General features: G+C 68.6%; 17 protein-coding genes and 1 riboswitch. Of the genes, 11 read left to right on the top strand and 6 right to left on the bottom strand.

Going from position 1 to position 14,062, the window contains the following annotated elements:
• Window positions 1-63: 63 nt before the first annotated feature.
• From ccmE to LXN00_RS02725, 6 genes are read left to right on the top strand one after another with little or no spacing between them, the layout of a single operon-like run.
• Entirely contained in the window at window positions 64-492 is a 429-nt protein-coding gene (gene ccmE, locus LXN00_RS02700; protein WP_234504423.1) for a cytochrome c maturation protein CcmE, read from the top strand.
• Window positions 489-2,420, top strand: a complete 1,932-nt coding sequence (locus tag LXN00_RS02705; RefSeq protein WP_234504426.1) for a heme lyase CcmF/NrfE family subunit — start codon at window positions 489-491, stop codon at window positions 2,418-2,420. Before ccmE ends, LXN00_RS02705 begins: the two co-directional genes overlap by 4 nt.
• Entirely contained in the window at window positions 2,417-2,953 is a 537-nt protein-coding gene (locus tag LXN00_RS02710) for a TlpA family protein disulfide reductase (protein ID WP_234504429.1), read from the top strand. The genes LXN00_RS02705 and LXN00_RS02710 overlap by 4 nt, the downstream gene beginning before the upstream one ends.
• Window positions 2,950-3,366 (top strand): cytochrome c-type biogenesis protein, encoded by a 417-nt coding sequence (locus LXN00_RS02715; protein ID WP_234504432.1) that lies wholly within the window; start codon window positions 2,950-2,952, stop codon window positions 3,364-3,366. Before LXN00_RS02710 ends, LXN00_RS02715 begins: the two co-directional genes overlap by 4 nt.
• Window positions 3,363-4,343, top strand: coding sequence for a c-type cytochrome (locus LXN00_RS02720; protein WP_234504434.1), 981 nt, complete (start codon window positions 3,363-3,365; stop codon window positions 4,341-4,343). Before LXN00_RS02715 ends, LXN00_RS02720 begins: the two co-directional genes overlap by 4 nt.
• Window positions 4,340-4,894: a Rieske 2Fe-2S domain-containing protein gene (locus LXN00_RS02725; protein WP_234504436.1), complete on the top strand. Its 555-nt coding sequence runs from the start codon at window positions 4,340-4,342 to the stop codon at window positions 4,892-4,894. The genes LXN00_RS02720 and LXN00_RS02725 overlap by 4 nt, the downstream gene beginning before the upstream one ends.
• Here the strand turns inward: LXN00_RS02725 and tyrS are convergent.
• Window positions 4,891-6,195: a tyrosine--tRNA ligase gene (gene tyrS / locus LXN00_RS02730; RefSeq protein WP_234504438.1), complete on the bottom strand. Its 1,305-nt coding sequence runs from the start codon at window positions 6,193-6,195 to the stop codon at window positions 4,891-4,893. The two genes, LXN00_RS02725 and tyrS, sit on opposite strands and share 4 nt — an antisense overlap.
• Before the next feature lie 22 nt (window positions 6,196-6,217).
• Here tyrS and LXN00_RS02735 point away from each other — a divergent pair, with 22 nt between their 5' ends.
• The 3 genes from LXN00_RS02735 to LXN00_RS02745 are packed head-to-tail and all read left to right on the top strand — an operon-like array spanning window position 6,218 to window position 7,047.
• Window positions 6,218-6,595, top strand: coding sequence for a hypothetical protein (locus tag LXN00_RS02735; protein ID WP_234504440.1), 378 nt, complete (start codon window positions 6,218-6,220; stop codon window positions 6,593-6,595).
• A 57-nt stretch (window positions 6,596-6,652) separates the two neighbouring features.
• Window positions 6,653-6,952 carry a 30S ribosomal protein S20 gene (gene rpsT / locus LXN00_RS02740; protein WP_234504442.1) on the top strand — a complete coding sequence of 100 codons (300 nt, stop codon included), beginning with the start codon at window positions 6,653-6,655 and terminating at the stop codon, window positions 6,950-6,952.
• A gap of 11 nt (window positions 6,953-6,963) precedes the next feature.
• Window positions 6,964-7,047: a 30S ribosomal protein THX gene (locus LXN00_RS02745; protein WP_008632889.1), complete on the top strand. Its 84-nt coding sequence runs from the start codon at window positions 6,964-6,966 to the stop codon at window positions 7,045-7,047.
• Between the two features lie 29 nt (window positions 7,048-7,076).
• Here LXN00_RS02745 and LXN00_RS02750 read toward each other — a convergent pair whose 3' ends face one another.
• The 3 genes from LXN00_RS02750 to LXN00_RS02760 are packed head-to-tail and all read right to left on the bottom strand — an operon-like array spanning window position 7,077 to window position 10,151.
• Window positions 7,077-7,817 (bottom strand): DUF4388 domain-containing protein, encoded by a 741-nt coding sequence (locus LXN00_RS02750; protein ID WP_234504445.1) that lies wholly within the window; start codon window positions 7,815-7,817, stop codon window positions 7,077-7,079.
• A complete protein-coding gene (gene thrB, locus LXN00_RS02755) occupies window positions 7,802-8,677 on the bottom strand; it encodes a homoserine kinase (RefSeq protein ID WP_234504447.1) in 876 nt (291 codons plus the stop codon). The genes LXN00_RS02750 and thrB overlap by 16 nt, the downstream gene beginning before the upstream one ends.
• 28 nt (window positions 8,678-8,705) lie before the next feature.
• Window positions 8,706-10,151 (bottom strand): NAD(P)H-hydrate dehydratase, encoded by a 1,446-nt coding sequence (locus LXN00_RS02760; RefSeq protein ID WP_234504449.1) that lies wholly within the window; start codon window positions 10,149-10,151, stop codon window positions 8,706-8,708.
• Between the two features lie 34 nt (window positions 10,152-10,185).
• Between LXN00_RS02760 and LXN00_RS02765 the strand changes: the two genes are divergently transcribed.
• On the top strand, window positions 10,186-10,923 hold the full coding sequence (locus LXN00_RS02765) for an SIR2 family NAD-dependent protein deacylase (RefSeq protein ID WP_234504452.1): 738 nt from the start codon (window positions 10,186-10,188) through the stop codon (window positions 10,921-10,923).
• Window positions 10,910-11,428, top strand: a complete 519-nt coding sequence (locus LXN00_RS02770; protein ID WP_234504455.1) for a hypothetical protein — start codon at window positions 10,910-10,912, stop codon at window positions 11,426-11,428. Before LXN00_RS02765 ends, LXN00_RS02770 begins: the two co-directional genes overlap by 14 nt.
• Here LXN00_RS02770 and LXN00_RS02775 read toward each other — a convergent pair.
• Together LXN00_RS02775 and LXN00_RS02780 are read right to left on the bottom strand one after the other, a co-directional pair.
• Window positions 11,425-12,909, bottom strand: a complete 1,485-nt coding sequence (locus LXN00_RS02775) for an ABC transporter permease (protein WP_234504457.1) — start codon at window positions 12,907-12,909, stop codon at window positions 11,425-11,427. The genes LXN00_RS02770 and LXN00_RS02775 overlap by 4 nt on opposite strands.
• Before the next feature lie 3 nt (window positions 12,910-12,912).
• Window positions 12,913-13,947: a thiamine ABC transporter substrate-binding protein gene (locus LXN00_RS02780; RefSeq protein ID WP_234504460.1), complete on the bottom strand. Its 1,035-nt coding sequence runs from the start codon at window positions 13,945-13,947 to the stop codon at window positions 12,913-12,915.
• A gap of 19 nt (window positions 13,948-13,966) precedes the next feature.
• Window positions 13,967-14,060: riboswitch (TPP riboswitch) on the bottom strand.
• Window positions 14,061-14,062: the final 2 nt, after the last annotated feature.

Here is a 14,062-nt window from a genome sequence, read left to right on the forward strand (position 1 = left end):
CCTCACCTACCTCACGGTCTTTGGCTACCTGGCCTACCTCTTCTGGCGCTATAGGAGGGCCCGATGAGAACCAAGTACCTCCTGGGCCTTGCCGTGATCCTCGGGGCTCTGGGCTACCTCGTCTTTGGGGGCTTAGGGCAGAACCTGGTCTATTTCTTGACCCCTTCGGAGTACCTTCAGGACCAGGCCCGCTACCAAAACCGCCCCGTGCGCCTCGGGGGGTTGGTGAAGCAGGGCACCGTGCAGTACGACAAGGACCGCTTAGAGCTCCGCTTCGTCCTCACCGATGGGGTGGCGGAGGTCCCCGTCTTCCACAAGGGCACCCCTCCGGGGATGTTCAAGGAGGGGCAGGGGGTGGTGGTGGAGGGGCGCTTCCAAGACGGGGTCTTCCAGGGCACCAACCTCCTGGTGAAGCACTCGGAAACCTACCAGGCGCCCAAGGCGGGCTGGACCCCGGAGGAGGTGCGCAAGCTCATTGAGGAGGCCAAATGACCCCTGCCCTTTTGGGCAACCTGGGCGTGAGCCTGGCCCTGGCCTTTAGCCTCCTGGGCCTGGCCCTTGCCCTCCTCGCCTACGGGCAGGGGGATGGCCGCTATCTGCGGGGGGCCAGGCGCCTCGTCTTCCCCGCCTTCCTCGCCGCCTTGGCCGCCTTTTTGGCCCTGGAGTGGGGGCTCCTCACCCACGACTTCTCCTTGGCCTACGTGGCCAAGAACCACTCCCTCCAGGACCCCTTGTGGGTCACCCTGGTCACCCCGTGGGCGGCCCTCGAGGGGAGCATCCTCCTCTGGGGGCTCTTGCAAACCCTTTACACCCTCTTGGCCAGCCGCCGGAGCCTAGACCCCTGGCGGGCTTCCTTGGTGCTTGCCGTGCTCTTCGGCGTCCAGGTCTTCTTCTTTGGGGTCATGGCCACCATCGCCAGCCCCTTTGAAACCCTCCCCAACCCTCCCCAGGACGGGGTGGGCCCCAACCCCCTCCTGCAGAACCACTGGATGATGGCCGTCCACCCCGTGCTCATGTACCTGGGCTTCGTGGGCCTGAGCGTCCCCTTCGCCTACGCCATCGCCGCCATGGCCACCCGCCGCTACCAGACCTGGGTGGAGGAGACCCGGTGGTGGACCCTGGTGGCCTGGGGCTTCCTCACCGCCGGGAAGGTGGCGGGGATGTGGTGGAGCTACGAGGTCCTGGGCTGGGGCGGGTACTGGGCCTGGGACCCGGTGGAAAACGCCAGCTTCGTCCCTTGGCTCCTGGCCACGGCCTTTTTGCACACCGCCATCGTGCAAAAGACCCGGGGGGCTTTCAAGGCCTGGAACTTCGCCTTCGTCACCCTGGCCTTTGCCGCCACGGTCCTCGGGACCTTCCTCACCCGAAGCGGGGTGATCCAGTCCGTGCACGCCTTCGCCGAGGGGCCGGTGGGGCCCGCTTTCTTGGGTTTCTTCCTCCTCGCCACCTCCCTTGGCCTAGGGCTCCTTTCCCGGGTTTCCCGGGAGGTGCGGGACACCGCCCTTTTCCGGCCCTTCTCCCGGGAAGGGGCGCTCCTTTTGGGGGCCTTCTTCTTCGCGGGCTGGGCCTTGGTGGTGGTCCTGGGCACCTTTTATCCCCTTTTGGTGGAGGCCTTCGCCGGGGCCAAGGTGAGCGTGGGGGCCCCCTTCTTCAACCAGTTTTCCGCGCCCCTTGGGGCGGGGATCTTGCTCCTCATGGGGGTGGGGCCCTTGCTCCCTTGGCGCAGGGCCAGGGTGGAGGTCTTCCGCAACCTTTACCTGCTCCTAGCCGTCTTGGCCTTGGGCACGCTTCTCGGCCTCCAGAGGGGGTATACCTGGGGGGCCTCCTTGGCCCTGGGGCTTTTCCTCTACAACCTGGCCGCCATCCTCCTCCTGGTGCGGGAAGGGGTCTTGGGGCGGGTGCGGGCGGGGCTTTCCCCGTGGGGTTTCTTGGAGAACCGAAGGCGGGTGGGAAGCCTCGTGGTCCACTTCGCCGTGGCCCTCATGGGTCTCGCCATCGCCTTTAGCCAGACCTACCGCCTGGAGAGCGAAAAGACCCTTTACCGGGGGCAGGCTTGGGAGGTGGCGGGCTTGAGGCTCACCTTCCAGGGCGTGCGGGCCTTGGACGAGGGACGGCGCTTCGCCGTGGAGGCCTTGGTCCAGACGGACCGCTTCGGCGAGGTTAGGCCCAGGCTCCACTTCTACCCCCAGATGAACTCCCCCCTGCCCTCTCCCAAGGTGGTCTACACCCCGGGGAACGACTACTACTTCCTCCTCATGGACTTTGACCGGGAGAAGGGGGAGTGGGCCTCCTTGCGCCTCATCGTCACGCCCTTGGTCTTCTGGATGTGGGTGGCGGGGGGGCTTATGGCGTTGGGGACCCTCTACATCCTTTGGCCGGCGTCCCGCAGGGAGGAGGTCAGGGGGGTGAGCCCGGCATGAGGGCTTGGCTTTGGGTGCTAGGGGTGCTGGCCCTAGGGGGGTTATTCCTCTGGGGCATGCAGCGAAACCCCAAGGAGCTCCCCTCGGTCCTGGCCAAGGAAAGGCGCCCCGCCCCCGACTTCACCCTGCCCGTCCTGCCCCCTTACCGGGCGGCGTGGGGGGAGACCTTCCGCCTGGCCGATCACTTGGGCAAGCGGCCCATCGTCCTCAACTTCTGGGCCAGCTGGTGCTACCCCGCCTGCTACGAGGAGGCCCCGGTGCTGGAGGCCGCCTGGCAGCGCTACAAGGACCGGGTGCTTTTCCTCGGGGTGAACATCCAGGACAAGGAGCCGGAGGCCCTCAGGTTCATCGCCCAGTTCGGCCTCACCTTCCCCCAGGTCTTTGACCCCCGGGGCCGGGTGGGGGTGGACTACGGGATGTACGGGGTGCCGGAAACCTTCTTCATAGACGGAGAGGGGCGGGTCCTGGCGCGCCATGCCGGGGCTCTAGACCAGGCCACCTTGGAGAAGTACCTAAAGGAGGTGTTGCCGTGAGGTGGGTTTTGCTCGCCCTCTTGCTCGTGCCCGCCTTCGCCCAAGCGGGGCCTCCCCCGGACCTTTCCCCGGAGGTGTTCCGCATCGCCCGGGAGCTCCGTTGCCCCGTGTGCCAAGGGGAGAGCGCCGCCGAGAGCAACTCGGGGGTGGCGGTGGAGATGCGGCGCCTCATCGCCGAGATGCTTCAGGAGGGCAAGACGGAGGAGGAGATTAAGGCCTTTTTCGTGGACCGGTACGGGGAGTGGATCCTGTACGCGCCCCCGAGGCGGGGGGTGACCCTTTGGGCGTGGGTGTTGCCCCCTTTGGCCCTTCTCCTCTTGGGTTTGGGGCTTTTCGCCTACTTCCGCCCCAAGAGGGTACCCCAGGACCTACTGGAGGAGGCGGAGCGCCGCCTAAAGGAGCCCCCGGCATGACCGCCACCCTCCTTTTCCTCGCCCTTTTCCTCCTGGGGCTTGTCCTGGCCCTCAGGCCCCTCCTGGGCCCGAAGGAGCCCTTTCCCGAGCCCCCCAGGCGGGAGGAGCTTCTTCGGGAGCTGGAGGTCCTGCGGGCCGAGGTGGAGGCCCTCGAGGGGGAGGAGAAAAAGCTGGCCCTCGCCCGCATGGTGGCCCTGGAAAGGGCTCTGGAGGGCTACCGCCCGCCGGAAAGGCGCCCCCTCAACCCCTTGCCCGTGGCCCTGGTCTTGGGGGTGGTGGCCCTTTTGGGGGTAGGCCTTTGGCGCTACACCCTGCCCCGCCTGCCCGGGGAGACCACGGTGACGCAACGGGCCGAGGCCCGGGAGCTAAAGGCCCTGGCGGATAAGGCGAAGAGGACGGGGGCCGTGGAGGACCTCCTCGCCTGGGGCCGGAGGGCCTATGCGCTCCAGGCTTATGACCAAGCGGCGGAGGCCTACCTGGAGGTGCTGAAGAAAGACCCTAGGAACGTGGAGGCCTTGCGGCGGGTGGGGATCCTCCTCTTCATGGGGGGGAGGCCCGAGGAGGCCCAGATGTTCTTGGAAATCGCCCAGCACGCTGACCCCAAGGCCGCCGAGGGGTGGCTTTTCCTGGGCAACCTCTACTTCCAAAAGGGGGAGATGGACCGGGCCATCGCCGCCTGGGAGCGCTACTTGGAGGTGGGGGGCGAGGCCAAGGAAAGGGTGGAAGGCCTCATCGCCATGGCCCGGGCCCAGGCCCAAGGGGGAAAGGACGGGCAAAGCGTCTACCTGGCCCGCTGCGCCCTTTGCCACGGGGCGGGAGGGGAAGGGGGCGTGGGGCCGAAGCTTCAAGGAAACCCCATCCTGAAGGCGCCGGAGGCGGTGCGGGAAATCGTGCTCAAGGGAAGGGGCCAGATGCCCCCCGTGCCCCTCTCCGAGGGGGAGCTTGCGGCGCTTCTCGCCTACCTCCAGGGGCTATGAGGCGGCGGGACCTCTTCTTCTACGTGCCCGTGGCGGTGGCGGGGGGCTTTTTCGCCTGGTTTGGCGTGCGCACCTATAACCTCCGCTTCCGCCCCCGGCCCGAGGCGGGCGAACCCGTCTGGCGGGAGGGGCCCAAGGTGGCGGTGGCCCGGCTGGGGGAGCTTGCCCTTTGGCAGGCCAAGCCCTTCCTTTACCCCCTGCCCCAGGGGAAACTCCAGGCCTTTCTCCTGCGGCTCCCCGAGGCCCCCCCTGGAGGGCTTTCCCTAGGGGAGGAGCACTACATCGCCTTTAGCCGCATCTGCACGCACCAGGGGTGCACCCTGAACTACGTCCCCGACCCCGAGGCCGCCTCCCTCCTCTACAACTTCCGCTACGAAAGGCCCTTCCTGGGCTGCCCCTGCCACTTCGGCGCCTTTGACCCTTTGCTTGGGGGAAAGGCCATTTACGGCCCTCCCCGCTACCCCCTGCCCCGGCTCCGCCTCGAGGCGGAGGGGGACACCCTTTACGCCACCGGCCACGAGGTGCCCTTAAGGCCCATGGAGGGGGTTTAGCCCTCCGCAAGCCGCACCCGCACGAAGCGGTCCTTCCCCCGTTGCAGGACCAGGGGCTTGGAGAGCTCCACCTCCAGGCTCGGGTCGGTGACCACCTCCCCGTCAATCCTTAGGCCCCGGTTCTGGATGAGCCTCCGGGCCTCGGCGTTGGAGGGGGTGAGGCCCGCTAGGGTAAAAAGCCGCGCCACCCAGATCCGTCCCTCCTTGAGCTCGGAGGGGGAAATGGCCACCTCGGGGATGTCCTCGGGGATCCCGCCCTTGGCCACCTCATCGTAACGGGCCTCCGCCTGCCGCACCTCCTCGGGGCCCGCCTCCTTGTCCCTTCCCAAGGCCTTCCAGTCATAGCCCAGGCTCTCGTAGAAGGCCCGGTCCAGCCGGGCGGGGATCCGGGGCCTGGCGTAGGCGGCGGTGAGGAGGCGGGCCAGGACCCGGTGGGCGGGGACCGGGCCCGCCTTTAGGAGGGTTTCTATCTCCTCCTCCGTGAGGTCCGTGAGGAGGCGGAAGTAGCTTGGGAGCAGGGGGTCGGGGACCCGCATGAGCTTTTTGAACATCACCTCGGGGGGTTCGGCCACCCCGATGTAGTTGTCCAGGCTCTTGCTCATCTTTTCCCGCCCATCCAGGCCCACCAAAAGGGGCATGAGGAAGCAGACCTGGGGGTCTTGCCCGTAGGCCCGTTGCACCTCCCGCCCCACCAGGAGGTTGAACTTCTGGTCCGTTCCCCCCATTTCCACATCGGCCCTTATGGCCACGGAATCGTAGGCCTGGGCGAAGGGGTAGAGGAACTCGTGCAAGGAGATGGGGATGCCCGCCTCGTAGCGCTTTTTGAAGTCCTCCCTTTCCAGCATCTGGGCCACGGTGAGGAGGGAGGTGAGGCGCACCACCTCCTTGAAGGTGAGGTGTTCCAGCCACTCGGAGTTGTAGCGGAGCTCAAAGAGCTCGGGTTCTTGCCTAAGGATTTTGCCCGCCTGCTCCACGTAGGTCTTGGCGTTTTCCCGGGTTTCTTCCAGGGTGAGGGGCGGGCGGGTCTTGCTCCGCCCCGAGGGGTCCCCGATCATCCCGGTGAAGTCCCCGATGATGAGGACCACCTTGTGCCCAAACTCCTGGAACTGGCGCATCTTTCTCAGGACCACCGCATGCCCCAGGTGGAGGTCGGGCCGGGTGGGGTCGGCCCCGAGCTTCACCGTGAGGGGCCTGCCTTCCTTGAGCTTAAGGAGAAGCTCTTCCTCGGGGATGATCTCCTCCGCTCCCCGCTTGAGAAGGGCGAAGGCTTCTTCTGGCGGGATGTGGCCCGTGCCTGCCATGTGCCCAAGTATACTTAGGGCAATGCGGAGCCTGCTCCTTTTGGCCCTGGCGGCCCTGGGCCTTTACTGGTACGCCGAGCGGTACGGCCTCGCCGTGGGTTACCCGCCCTTCCTGCCCGTTTTCTACTGGAAGTACACGGGGGAGGCCCGCTACCCCTTGCGGGTCACGGGGCTTTACGATGCGGTGAAGGTGCGGGTGGAAGGAAGCCTCCAGGAGGGGAGGTTGGAGGTGGCCCTGGTCCAGGGGGGGAGGGTCTTGGGGGAAAAACGCTATAGCGGGCGTTTCCAGGAGGAGGTGCGCTTTCCCGTTTCCTCGGGGGAGTACCTCCTCCGCTTCCGCCTCCAAGAGGCCAAGGGCCAGGTGCGCTACGACTGGGTGGCCACCAAGTTTGCCCCGTAGGGCGGGGTGTGCTACACTTAGGCCTGGTCTGCCCCGAGGGGGCATAAGGGGAGAACGATGGCGCAGAAGAAGCCCAAGAGGAACCTTTCCGCTCTGAAGCGGCACCGGCAGTCCTTGAAGCGCCGGCTTCGCAACAAGGCCAAGAAGTCGGCCATCAAGACCCTGAGCAAAAAGGCCGTCCAACTGGCCCAGGAGGGCAAGGCGGAGGAGGCCATCAAGATCCTGCGCAAGGCCCAGAGCCTGATTGACAAGGCGGCCAAGGGCTCTACCCTGCACAAGAACGCCGCCGCCCGCAGGAAGTCCCGGCTGATGCGCAAGGTGCACCAGCTCCTTTCCGCCCAAGGGGCTAGCGCCTAAGGAGGGAAAGCATGGGCAAGGGTGACCGTCGTACCCGTAGGGGCAAGATCTGGCGGGGCACCTACGGCAAGTACCGTCCCCGCAAGAAGAAGTAACCCAAAGGGGCTTGGGAGCCTAGGTGCGCCTAGGCTTCCCCTTCTTTTTCCATCTCCCAGGTGAGGTCCCGCAAGAGCCAGCCCCGCCCCGGGGGCGCAAGCTCCCCGCTGCTCAGGGCCTGGACCAGATAGCGGCGCACCAGGCCCACGGGCACCCCGCTGGCGATGACCTCGCCCAGGTTGCGGGTGCCGTCCAGGAGGGCCTGGAGCTGGCCGAACTCCTCCAGGGTTTTGCCTTTGCGCCCTTGGTAGCGGATGCGCAGGGCGTACCAGGCGTAGCGGCGCAAGGGGTAAAGGTCCCCTTCCCTAACCCCCATGTAGGCTCGCTCCATGGCGATGAGGAGGGGTACGCCCCAGGCCTTGGCGGCGGCCCGGACGCTTTTCCCCCCCTGGAAGACCTCTAGAGGGGGTTTGGGGCGGATGGCCTCCAGGACGCGGCTTGGGGAGTCCACCAGGGTGCGGAAGCGGTCCCACTCGTCGTTGACCCGGGCCCACTCCCCCAGCAGGGCGGCGAAGGGGAGGAGGGGGCGTTCTTGGGAGGGGGGGGTGGGCTGGAAGCGGAAGGGGCCTTCCTTGGGGTGGAGGGGGAAGGTGAAGAGGGCCTCGAGGCCCTCCCAGTCCAGGATGGCCGCCCCCACCACCTCCCCGGCGGAAAAGCGCAAGGAAAGGGGCAAAGGGCCCACCTGCACCTCCAAAACCCCCGAGCGGCGGTGTCCGTGGATGAGCTCCAAGAGCTCCGTAAGAGGGATGGTGTTCAGGTTTCCTTCCAAAAGTATCCCTCCCCTAGGTTCAAGACCCAAGTCTGGCCCTGGCCGCGGTAGGCCTCCAGGGCCCGGGCCACCCCTTCCTCCTCCCCTTGGCGCACCAAGGCGGCCAGGGTGGGGCCGGCCCCGCCCACGAAGGCGGCCAGGGCCCCCGCTTCCAGGGCGCTTTCTATGGCCTCCAGGACCCCAGGCATGAGGTGGGCCCGGTGGGGTTGGTGGAGGCGGTCCCGGCAGGCCTCCTTTAGGGCCTCGAGGCGCCCGGAGGCCAGGGCGGCGGGCCAGAGGGCGCTTCGGGCCAGGTTGTAGACGGCATCGGCCAAGGGCACCGTTTCCGGCAGGGCCGCCCGGGCCCAGGGGGTGGGCACGGCATAAGGGGGGATGGCGAGGACGAAGCGCACCCCTTCGGGCCTGGGCAGGGGGATGGCCAAGGGGGGGTCGCTCAGGGCGGCCACAAACCCCCCGTAGACCGCGGGAGCCACGTTGTCCGGATGGCCTTCCAGCCGGGCCGCCACCCGGAAGACCCCGTCCCGGCCAAGCCGCCCTCCGGAAACCCAGTCCGCCAGGGCCACCCCCGCCACCAAGGCGGCGGAGGAGCTCCCCATGCCCCGGGCCAAGGGGATGGGGTTGAAGGCGCGGATGGCCAGGGGCTCCGCCTTAAGGCCCAAAGCGGCCATTCCCGCCCGGTAGCCCTGGTGGATCAGGTTGTCCGTGCCCTTCACCAGGCCCTCCCCTTCGTAGAAGAAGGCGTCTTCCCGGGCCGGGGCGGCCTCCACCTCCAGGTAGAGGTCCAAGGCCACGCCCAGGGCGTCAAACCCCGAGCCCAGGTTGGCCAGGGTGGCGGGAACGTAAAGCCGGGGCAGGTCCATGGTCCGGGGCAAAACCCCTTGCCCAAGACTATACCAGGGCGAAGGGCAGGCCTAGGCCCTTTTCCAAGGCCCGCCGCGCCCGGGGCAGGGCTTCCGCCACCTCCCGGGCGAGGAGGCCCACCCCCCTTTCCTCCGCTAGGAGGTCCCCGGCGAGGCCGTGGAGGTAGACGGCGAGCCTTGCGGCGTCAAAGGGGGCAAGCCCCGCCGCCATGAGGGCGGCGATGGCCCCCGAGAGGACATCCCCGGTGCCCCCGGTGGCCAGGGCGGGGTTGCCCGTGGGGTTCACGGAAAGCCGCTTTCCTTCCGCCACCACCGTGGGGTTTCCCTTGAGGACCACGGTGAGGCCCGTGGCCTCCGCCAGGGCCCGGGCGGCGGCCAAGGGGTCCTGGGTTACCTCCTCCGGAGGGAGGCCAAGAAGCCTCCCCGCCTCCCCGGCGTGGGGGGTGAGGACCGCCTTGACGCCGGCTTGGCGGTAGAGGGCCACCACCTCGGGATGAAGCGCATCGGCGTCCAACACCGTGGGCAGGCCCGCCTTTAGGGCCTCCAGGGCCCAGGCCTTCCCCCAAGGCCCCCCGCCCATGCCCACCGCCAGGGCCTCCACCCGCATGGGGGGAAGGGCTGGGGCGGGCACGGGGTGGAAGACGGCTTCCAGGGGTTCCAGGGGCGTTCCCTCCGGGACGGCCAGGTGCACGAGCCCTGCCCCCATGCGGTAGGCCCCCAGGGCGGCGAGGATGGGGGCCCCGGCGTAGCGCAGGGTGTCCCCCCGGTAGCCGCCCAGCACCCCCACCCGGCCCACGCTCCCCTTGTGGGCGGTGAGGGGGCGCCTGGGGAGGAGGGGCTTTAGGGCCTGGGGGGTCGCCACCTCGGGGAGGTCTCCCCGCTCCAAGAGGGCCTTTGGCAGGCCGATCTCGGCTAGAAAGAGCTTTCCGCAGGCCTCCCGGTGCAGGAGGTGGGGGGTTTTCAGGGCGGCGAAGGCGAGGGTGGCCGTGGCCCGCACGTGGGGGGTGAAGGGGAGGCCCGAGGGCAGGTCCAGGGCGAGGACGGGCAGGCTCGAGGCGTTCACCCGCTCCACGAGCCCGGCGTAGAACCCCTCCAGGGGCCCCTTGAGCCCGGTGCCGAAAAGGGCGTCCACCAACACCTCCCCCGCCCCCCAGGAGGCCTCCTCCAGGGGAAGGAGGGGAAGGCCCAGGGCCTCCAGGGCCTGGCGCATGAGGAGGGCATCCCCCCCTTGCCCGCTGGCGGCGTGGACCCGCACGGGCACCCCCCCAAGGTGGAGGTGCCGGGCCAGAGCCAGGCCGTCCCCGCCGTTATTCCCCTTGCCGGCGAGGACCACCGCAGGGGCGTCGCCGAAGAGCTCCCGGTAGACCAAGGCCGCCTTCATCCCCGCCCACTCCATGAGGAGGAGGGTGGGGTAGCCCATCTCCGCCGCTTTCCCGTCCGCTTCCCGCATGGCCTCGGGGGTGAAAAGCCGCATCCCCTTTAGCCTACCGCGCTAGGATGGGGTGGGGATGGAAAGGCTTTCCGAGGCAAGGAAGCGGCTTTCCGAGGCCAAGCGGGTGGCGGTCCTCACGGGGGCGGGCATCTCCAAGCCCTCGGGCATCCCCACCTTTCGGGACGCCGAGGGGCTTTGGCGGAACTTCAACCCCCTGGAGTACGCCATCCCCGAGGCCTACGCCCGGGACCCGGAGAGGGTCTGGGCTTGGTACGCCTGGCGCATCGCCAAGGTGCGGGAGGCCAAGCCCAACCCCGCCCACCACGCCCTGGTGGAGCTGGAGCGGAGGGTGCTCGCCCGGGGGGGGAGCTTCCTCCTGGTGACCCAGAACGTGGACGGCCTCCACGCCCTGGCGGGGAGCCAGAACCTGGTGGAGCTTCACGGCAACATCCTCAGGGCCCGGTGCGAGGCGTGTGGAAAGCGTTTTCCCCTCCCCGAGGCCTTCACGCCCCCGCCCTTTTGCCCGGCCTGCGGCCACCGGGCCCGGCCCGATGTGGTCTGGTTTGGGGAGTTCTTGCCCGAGGGGGCTTGGGAAAGGGCGGAAAGGGCCTTTGCCGAGGCGGACGTGGCCCTGGTGGTGGGCACCAGCGCCGAGGTGGAGCCCGCCGCCTCCTTGGGGCGCATCGCCTTCGCCGCCGGGGCCTACCTGGTGGAGGTGAACCCCGAGCCCACCCCCCTCACCCCCTTGGCCCACCTCTCCTTGCGCCAGGGGGCGGTGGAGGGGCTTGGGGCCTTGGTCTATGGGGAAGGCTAGCCTGCGCCTCCTCGCCGACCTCTGCACCCTGGGCCGGGGTGGGGTGGTCCTCCTCCTCTTGGGAAGGGTGGGGGAGGGGCCGGAGGCCTTGGAGGGGGTGGTGTACCTCCTCCTTCTGGGCTGGACCCTGGACGTTCTGGACGGGGTTTTGGCCCGGGCCTCGAGGCGGCCTTCCCCCCTTGCCCTCTGGGACTACCCCCTGGACGCCGGCCTCGCCTGGGCGGGCTTCGCCTACCTGGTGGGGGCGGGCCTGGTGCCCGTGGGCCTGGGCCTTTCCTGGATGGTCCTGGCCCTCACCCTTCTCCTCCGTTACCCCCACAAGAGCCTCTCCATGCTCCTCCAGGTGCCCGCCACCTTCGCCCCCTTTTACTTCGCCGCCTCCCTCGCCCCCGAGGCCTTCCGCATGGCCTTGCTCTGGGGCCTTTTGGCCCTCCTTCTGGACGGGCGGCGCTTCCTTGGGGTGGTGCGGGAGTTCCTGGAGGGGTTCGGCGCTAGGGCCGCCTAGCCCACCCTGCCCCGCCCCCGGTCCAGGAGGTAGAAGAGAAGCCCGGAGAGGAGGGCGAGGAGGGCCGCCATGGCCAGGGCCTCCCGGAAAGGCCCTTCCCCAGGCCGGCCCAGGCGCTCGTAGATGGCGAGGGTAAGGGTGGTCCACTCGGGCCGCCAAAGCACCAGGCTCGCCCCGAACTCCCCCAGGATGGCGGCGAGGGCCAGGGCTACCCCGGAGGCCAGGGCGGGGCGGAGGAGGGGAAGCTCCACCCTTAGAAAGGCGCGGAAGGGGGTGGCCCCTAGCGTCCTCGCCGCCTCCAGAAGGCTTGGGGGGAGGCTTCGTAGGGCAGGGAGGAGGGCCCGGGCCAGGAGGGGGTAGGCGAGGAGGGCGTAAGCGGTGAGGAGGAGGGCCAAAGAGCCCCGAAGGCCCGGGTAGGCCACCAGGTAGCCAAGCCCCACCGCCACCGGGCTCACCATGAGGGGAAGGAGGCCCAGGAGGTCCCAAAACCCGCTCCGCCTCGCCGCCACCCCGTAGGCCACCCCTAGGGGCAAGGCCAGGAGGAGGGCGAGGAGGCTAAAGCGCAGGGTGTTCTCCAGGGCCAGGGAAAGGGGGGTGAAGTCCTCCGAGGCCCAGGCGGCACGGAGGGCCAGGGGGCTTGCCTGGAGGAAAAGGGCGAGAAGGGGGGCGTAGAGGAGGAGGAAGAAGGCCCCAAGCCCCACGGGATAAGCCCAGGAGGCGGTGGGGAGGAGGGGGCCTGGGGCGAGGGGGTAGGCCCGCAGGCGCAGGTAGAGGAAGACCGCCAGGGCCAGGGTGAAAAGCTGCCAGGCCATGAGGGCGGCCGCCTCGGGGAAGGCCAGGCGGTGGGCCAGGAGGGTGTAGACCTCCACCTCGAGGGTGGCGTGCCGAGGCCCCCCCAGGAGGAGGGGCACCCCGAAGGCGGAGAAGGTGTAGAGGAAGACGAGGAGCCCCGCTCCCCCCAGGGCGGGGAGGAGGAGGGGAAGCCCCACCCTTAGGAAGGCGCGAAAAGGAGTGGCCCCCAACGTCCTCGCCGCCGCCAGGGGCCCCTCGAGGCCCAAGGCCACCGGCAGCAAGACCCTTAGGGCAAGCCCCAGGTTGTAGAAGACCGCCGCCAGGAGGAGGAGGGCGAAGGTGCCGTAGAGGTCCACCCCCAAGACCCCCCGGGGGCCTAGGAGGGCCAAAAACCCCAGGGCCACCACCGGGGTGGGGAGGACGAAGGGGAGGGTGGAAAGGGAAAGGAAAAAGGCCCTTAGGGGAAAGCGCCGCCGGAAAAGGAAGGCCAAGGGGAGGGCGAGGGTGAGGGTGAGGAGGGCCGAGGCCAGGCCGTACCCCAGGCTAAACCGGTAGCGTTCCCAGTAATAGGGGTTGGTCCAGGCGCTCCAAAACCCCTCCCCCAGGCCCAGAAGGAGGACCCGGAAGAGGGGGTAGAGGAGGGCGAAGCCCAGGAAAAGGAGGACCACCCCCCCGGGGAGCCGCGCCATCCCTTAGCGCCGCCCCCGGCGCACCGCCTCCGGGCTTTGCCCCTGGAGGACCACCTTGGTCCACTCCTCAATCCAGCGCTCCCGGTTCTCCGCCATGCGCTTGGGATCTAACCGGACGCTGCCTACAGGTTCCGGGGCGAAGCGGAAGACCTCGGGGAGCCTGGCGTCCCGCCGGGCGGGGTACATCCACATCTCCGTGGGGATGTTCTCCTGTACGGGGCGGGAGAGGAGCCAGTCCACAAGCTTTTTGGCCCCCTCCAGGTTCCTGGTGCCCTTCAGGATGCCCACGAACTCCACCTGGAAGAAGGCGAGCTCGGGGAAGAGGTTCCCCGTGGGGGGCTCTTGGTACTTGCCCTCGGAGTAATAGACCTCGGCGGCGGGGCTTGTGGTGTAGGAGACCACGATGGGCCTGTCCCCCTTGTACAGGGTGAAGTGGGTGTAGTAGGCCTCGCTCCAGCCCTTGGCCACCCGCACCCCGCCGTCCCTAAGCCTGGCCCAGAAGTCCAGGTAGCCGTCCTCGCCGAAGCGGGCCACGGTGGCCATGAGGAAGGCCAGGCCCGGGGAGCTGGTGGCGGGGTTCTGCACGGCGAGGAGCCGGGCGTACTCGGGCCTTGCCAGGTCCTCGGGCCCCTTGGGCAGGGGCCTATTCTGGAAGTAGGCCTTGTCGTAGTTCAGGCTCACCCAGCCGTAGTCCACGGGGAGGGCCCGGAAGGTGGGGTCCAGGAGCAGGGTGGCCTTGAGGTTCCTAATCTCCGGGCTCCGGTAGGGGAGGAGGATGTCCGCCTCGAGGGCCCGGGAAAGAAACGTGTTGTCAAAGCCGTAGAGCACGTCGGCGATGGGGGCGTTCTTGGTGAGGATGGCCCGGTTCAGGGTCTCCCCGGCATCCCCCGCCTTGAGGATGCGAAGCTTGAGGCCCGTTTCCCGCTCAAACTGGGCGACGAGGCCCTTGTCCAGGGAGAAGCTTTGGTGGGTGAGGAGCGTGACCTCTTGGGCCAGGCCGAAGGCCAAAAGCAGAAGGAGCGCCAAGGCTTTCCGCATAAAACCCCTCCTTGTCACCGGGAGGGGCCCGTCACCTTCCCTACGCCGGCATTACCCGGATCAGGTTCCAAGGGTATTTCTCAGCCCCTTTTGGGGCACCCCCGGTGACGCCCTT

The sequence above is a fragment of the Thermus brockianus genome (assembly GCF_021462505.1).
GTDB lineage: Bacteria > Deinococcota > Deinococci > Deinococcales > Thermaceae > Thermus > Thermus hydrothermalis.

Coding starts and splice junctions, on each gene's coding strand:
- ccmE (WP_234504423.1), top strand. CDS start 64: ATGAGAACCAAGTACCTCCTGGGCCTTGCCGTGATCCTCGGGGCTCTG.
- LXN00_RS02705 (WP_234504426.1), top strand. CDS start 489: ATGACCCCTGCCCTTTTGGGCAACCTGGGCGTGAGCCTGGCCCTGGCC.
- LXN00_RS02710 (WP_234504429.1), top strand. CDS start 2,417: ATGAGGGCTTGGCTTTGGGTGCTAGGGGTGCTGGCCCTAGGGGGGTTA.
- LXN00_RS02720 (WP_234504434.1), top strand. CDS start 3,363: ATGACCGCCACCCTCCTTTTCCTCGCCCTTTTCCTCCTGGGGCTTGTC.
- LXN00_RS02725 (WP_234504436.1), top strand. CDS start 4,340: ATGAGGCGGCGGGACCTCTTCTTCTACGTGCCCGTGGCGGTGGCGGGG.
- tyrS (WP_234504438.1), bottom strand. CDS start 6,195: ATGGCAGGCACGGGCCACATCCCGCCAGAAGAAGCCTTCGCCCTTCTC.
- LXN00_RS02735 (WP_234504440.1), top strand. CDS start 6,218: ATGCGGAGCCTGCTCCTTTTGGCCCTGGCGGCCCTGGGCCTTTACTGG.
- rpsT (WP_234504442.1), top strand. CDS start 6,653: ATGGCGCAGAAGAAGCCCAAGAGGAACCTTTCCGCTCTGAAGCGGCAC.
- LXN00_RS02745 (WP_008632889.1), top strand. CDS start 6,964: ATGGGCAAGGGTGACCGTCGTACCCGTAGGGGCAAGATCTGGCGGGGC.
- thrB (WP_234504447.1), bottom strand. CDS start 8,677: ATGGACCTGCCCCGGCTTTACGTTCCCGCCACCCTGGCCAACCTGGGC.
- LXN00_RS02760 (WP_234504449.1), bottom strand. CDS start 10,151: ATGCGGCTTTTCACCCCCGAGGCCATGCGGGAAGCGGACGGGAAAGCG.
- LXN00_RS02765 (WP_234504452.1), top strand. CDS start 10,186: ATGGAAAGGCTTTCCGAGGCAAGGAAGCGGCTTTCCGAGGCCAAGCGG.
- LXN00_RS02770 (WP_234504455.1), top strand. CDS start 10,910: ATGGGGAAGGCTAGCCTGCGCCTCCTCGCCGACCTCTGCACCCTGGGC.
- LXN00_RS02775 (WP_234504457.1), bottom strand. CDS start 12,909: ATGGCGCGGCTCCCCGGGGGGGTGGTCCTCCTTTTCCTGGGCTTCGCC.
- LXN00_RS02780 (WP_234504460.1), bottom strand. CDS start 13,947: ATGCGGAAAGCCTTGGCGCTCCTTCTGCTTTTGGCCTTCGGCCTGGCC.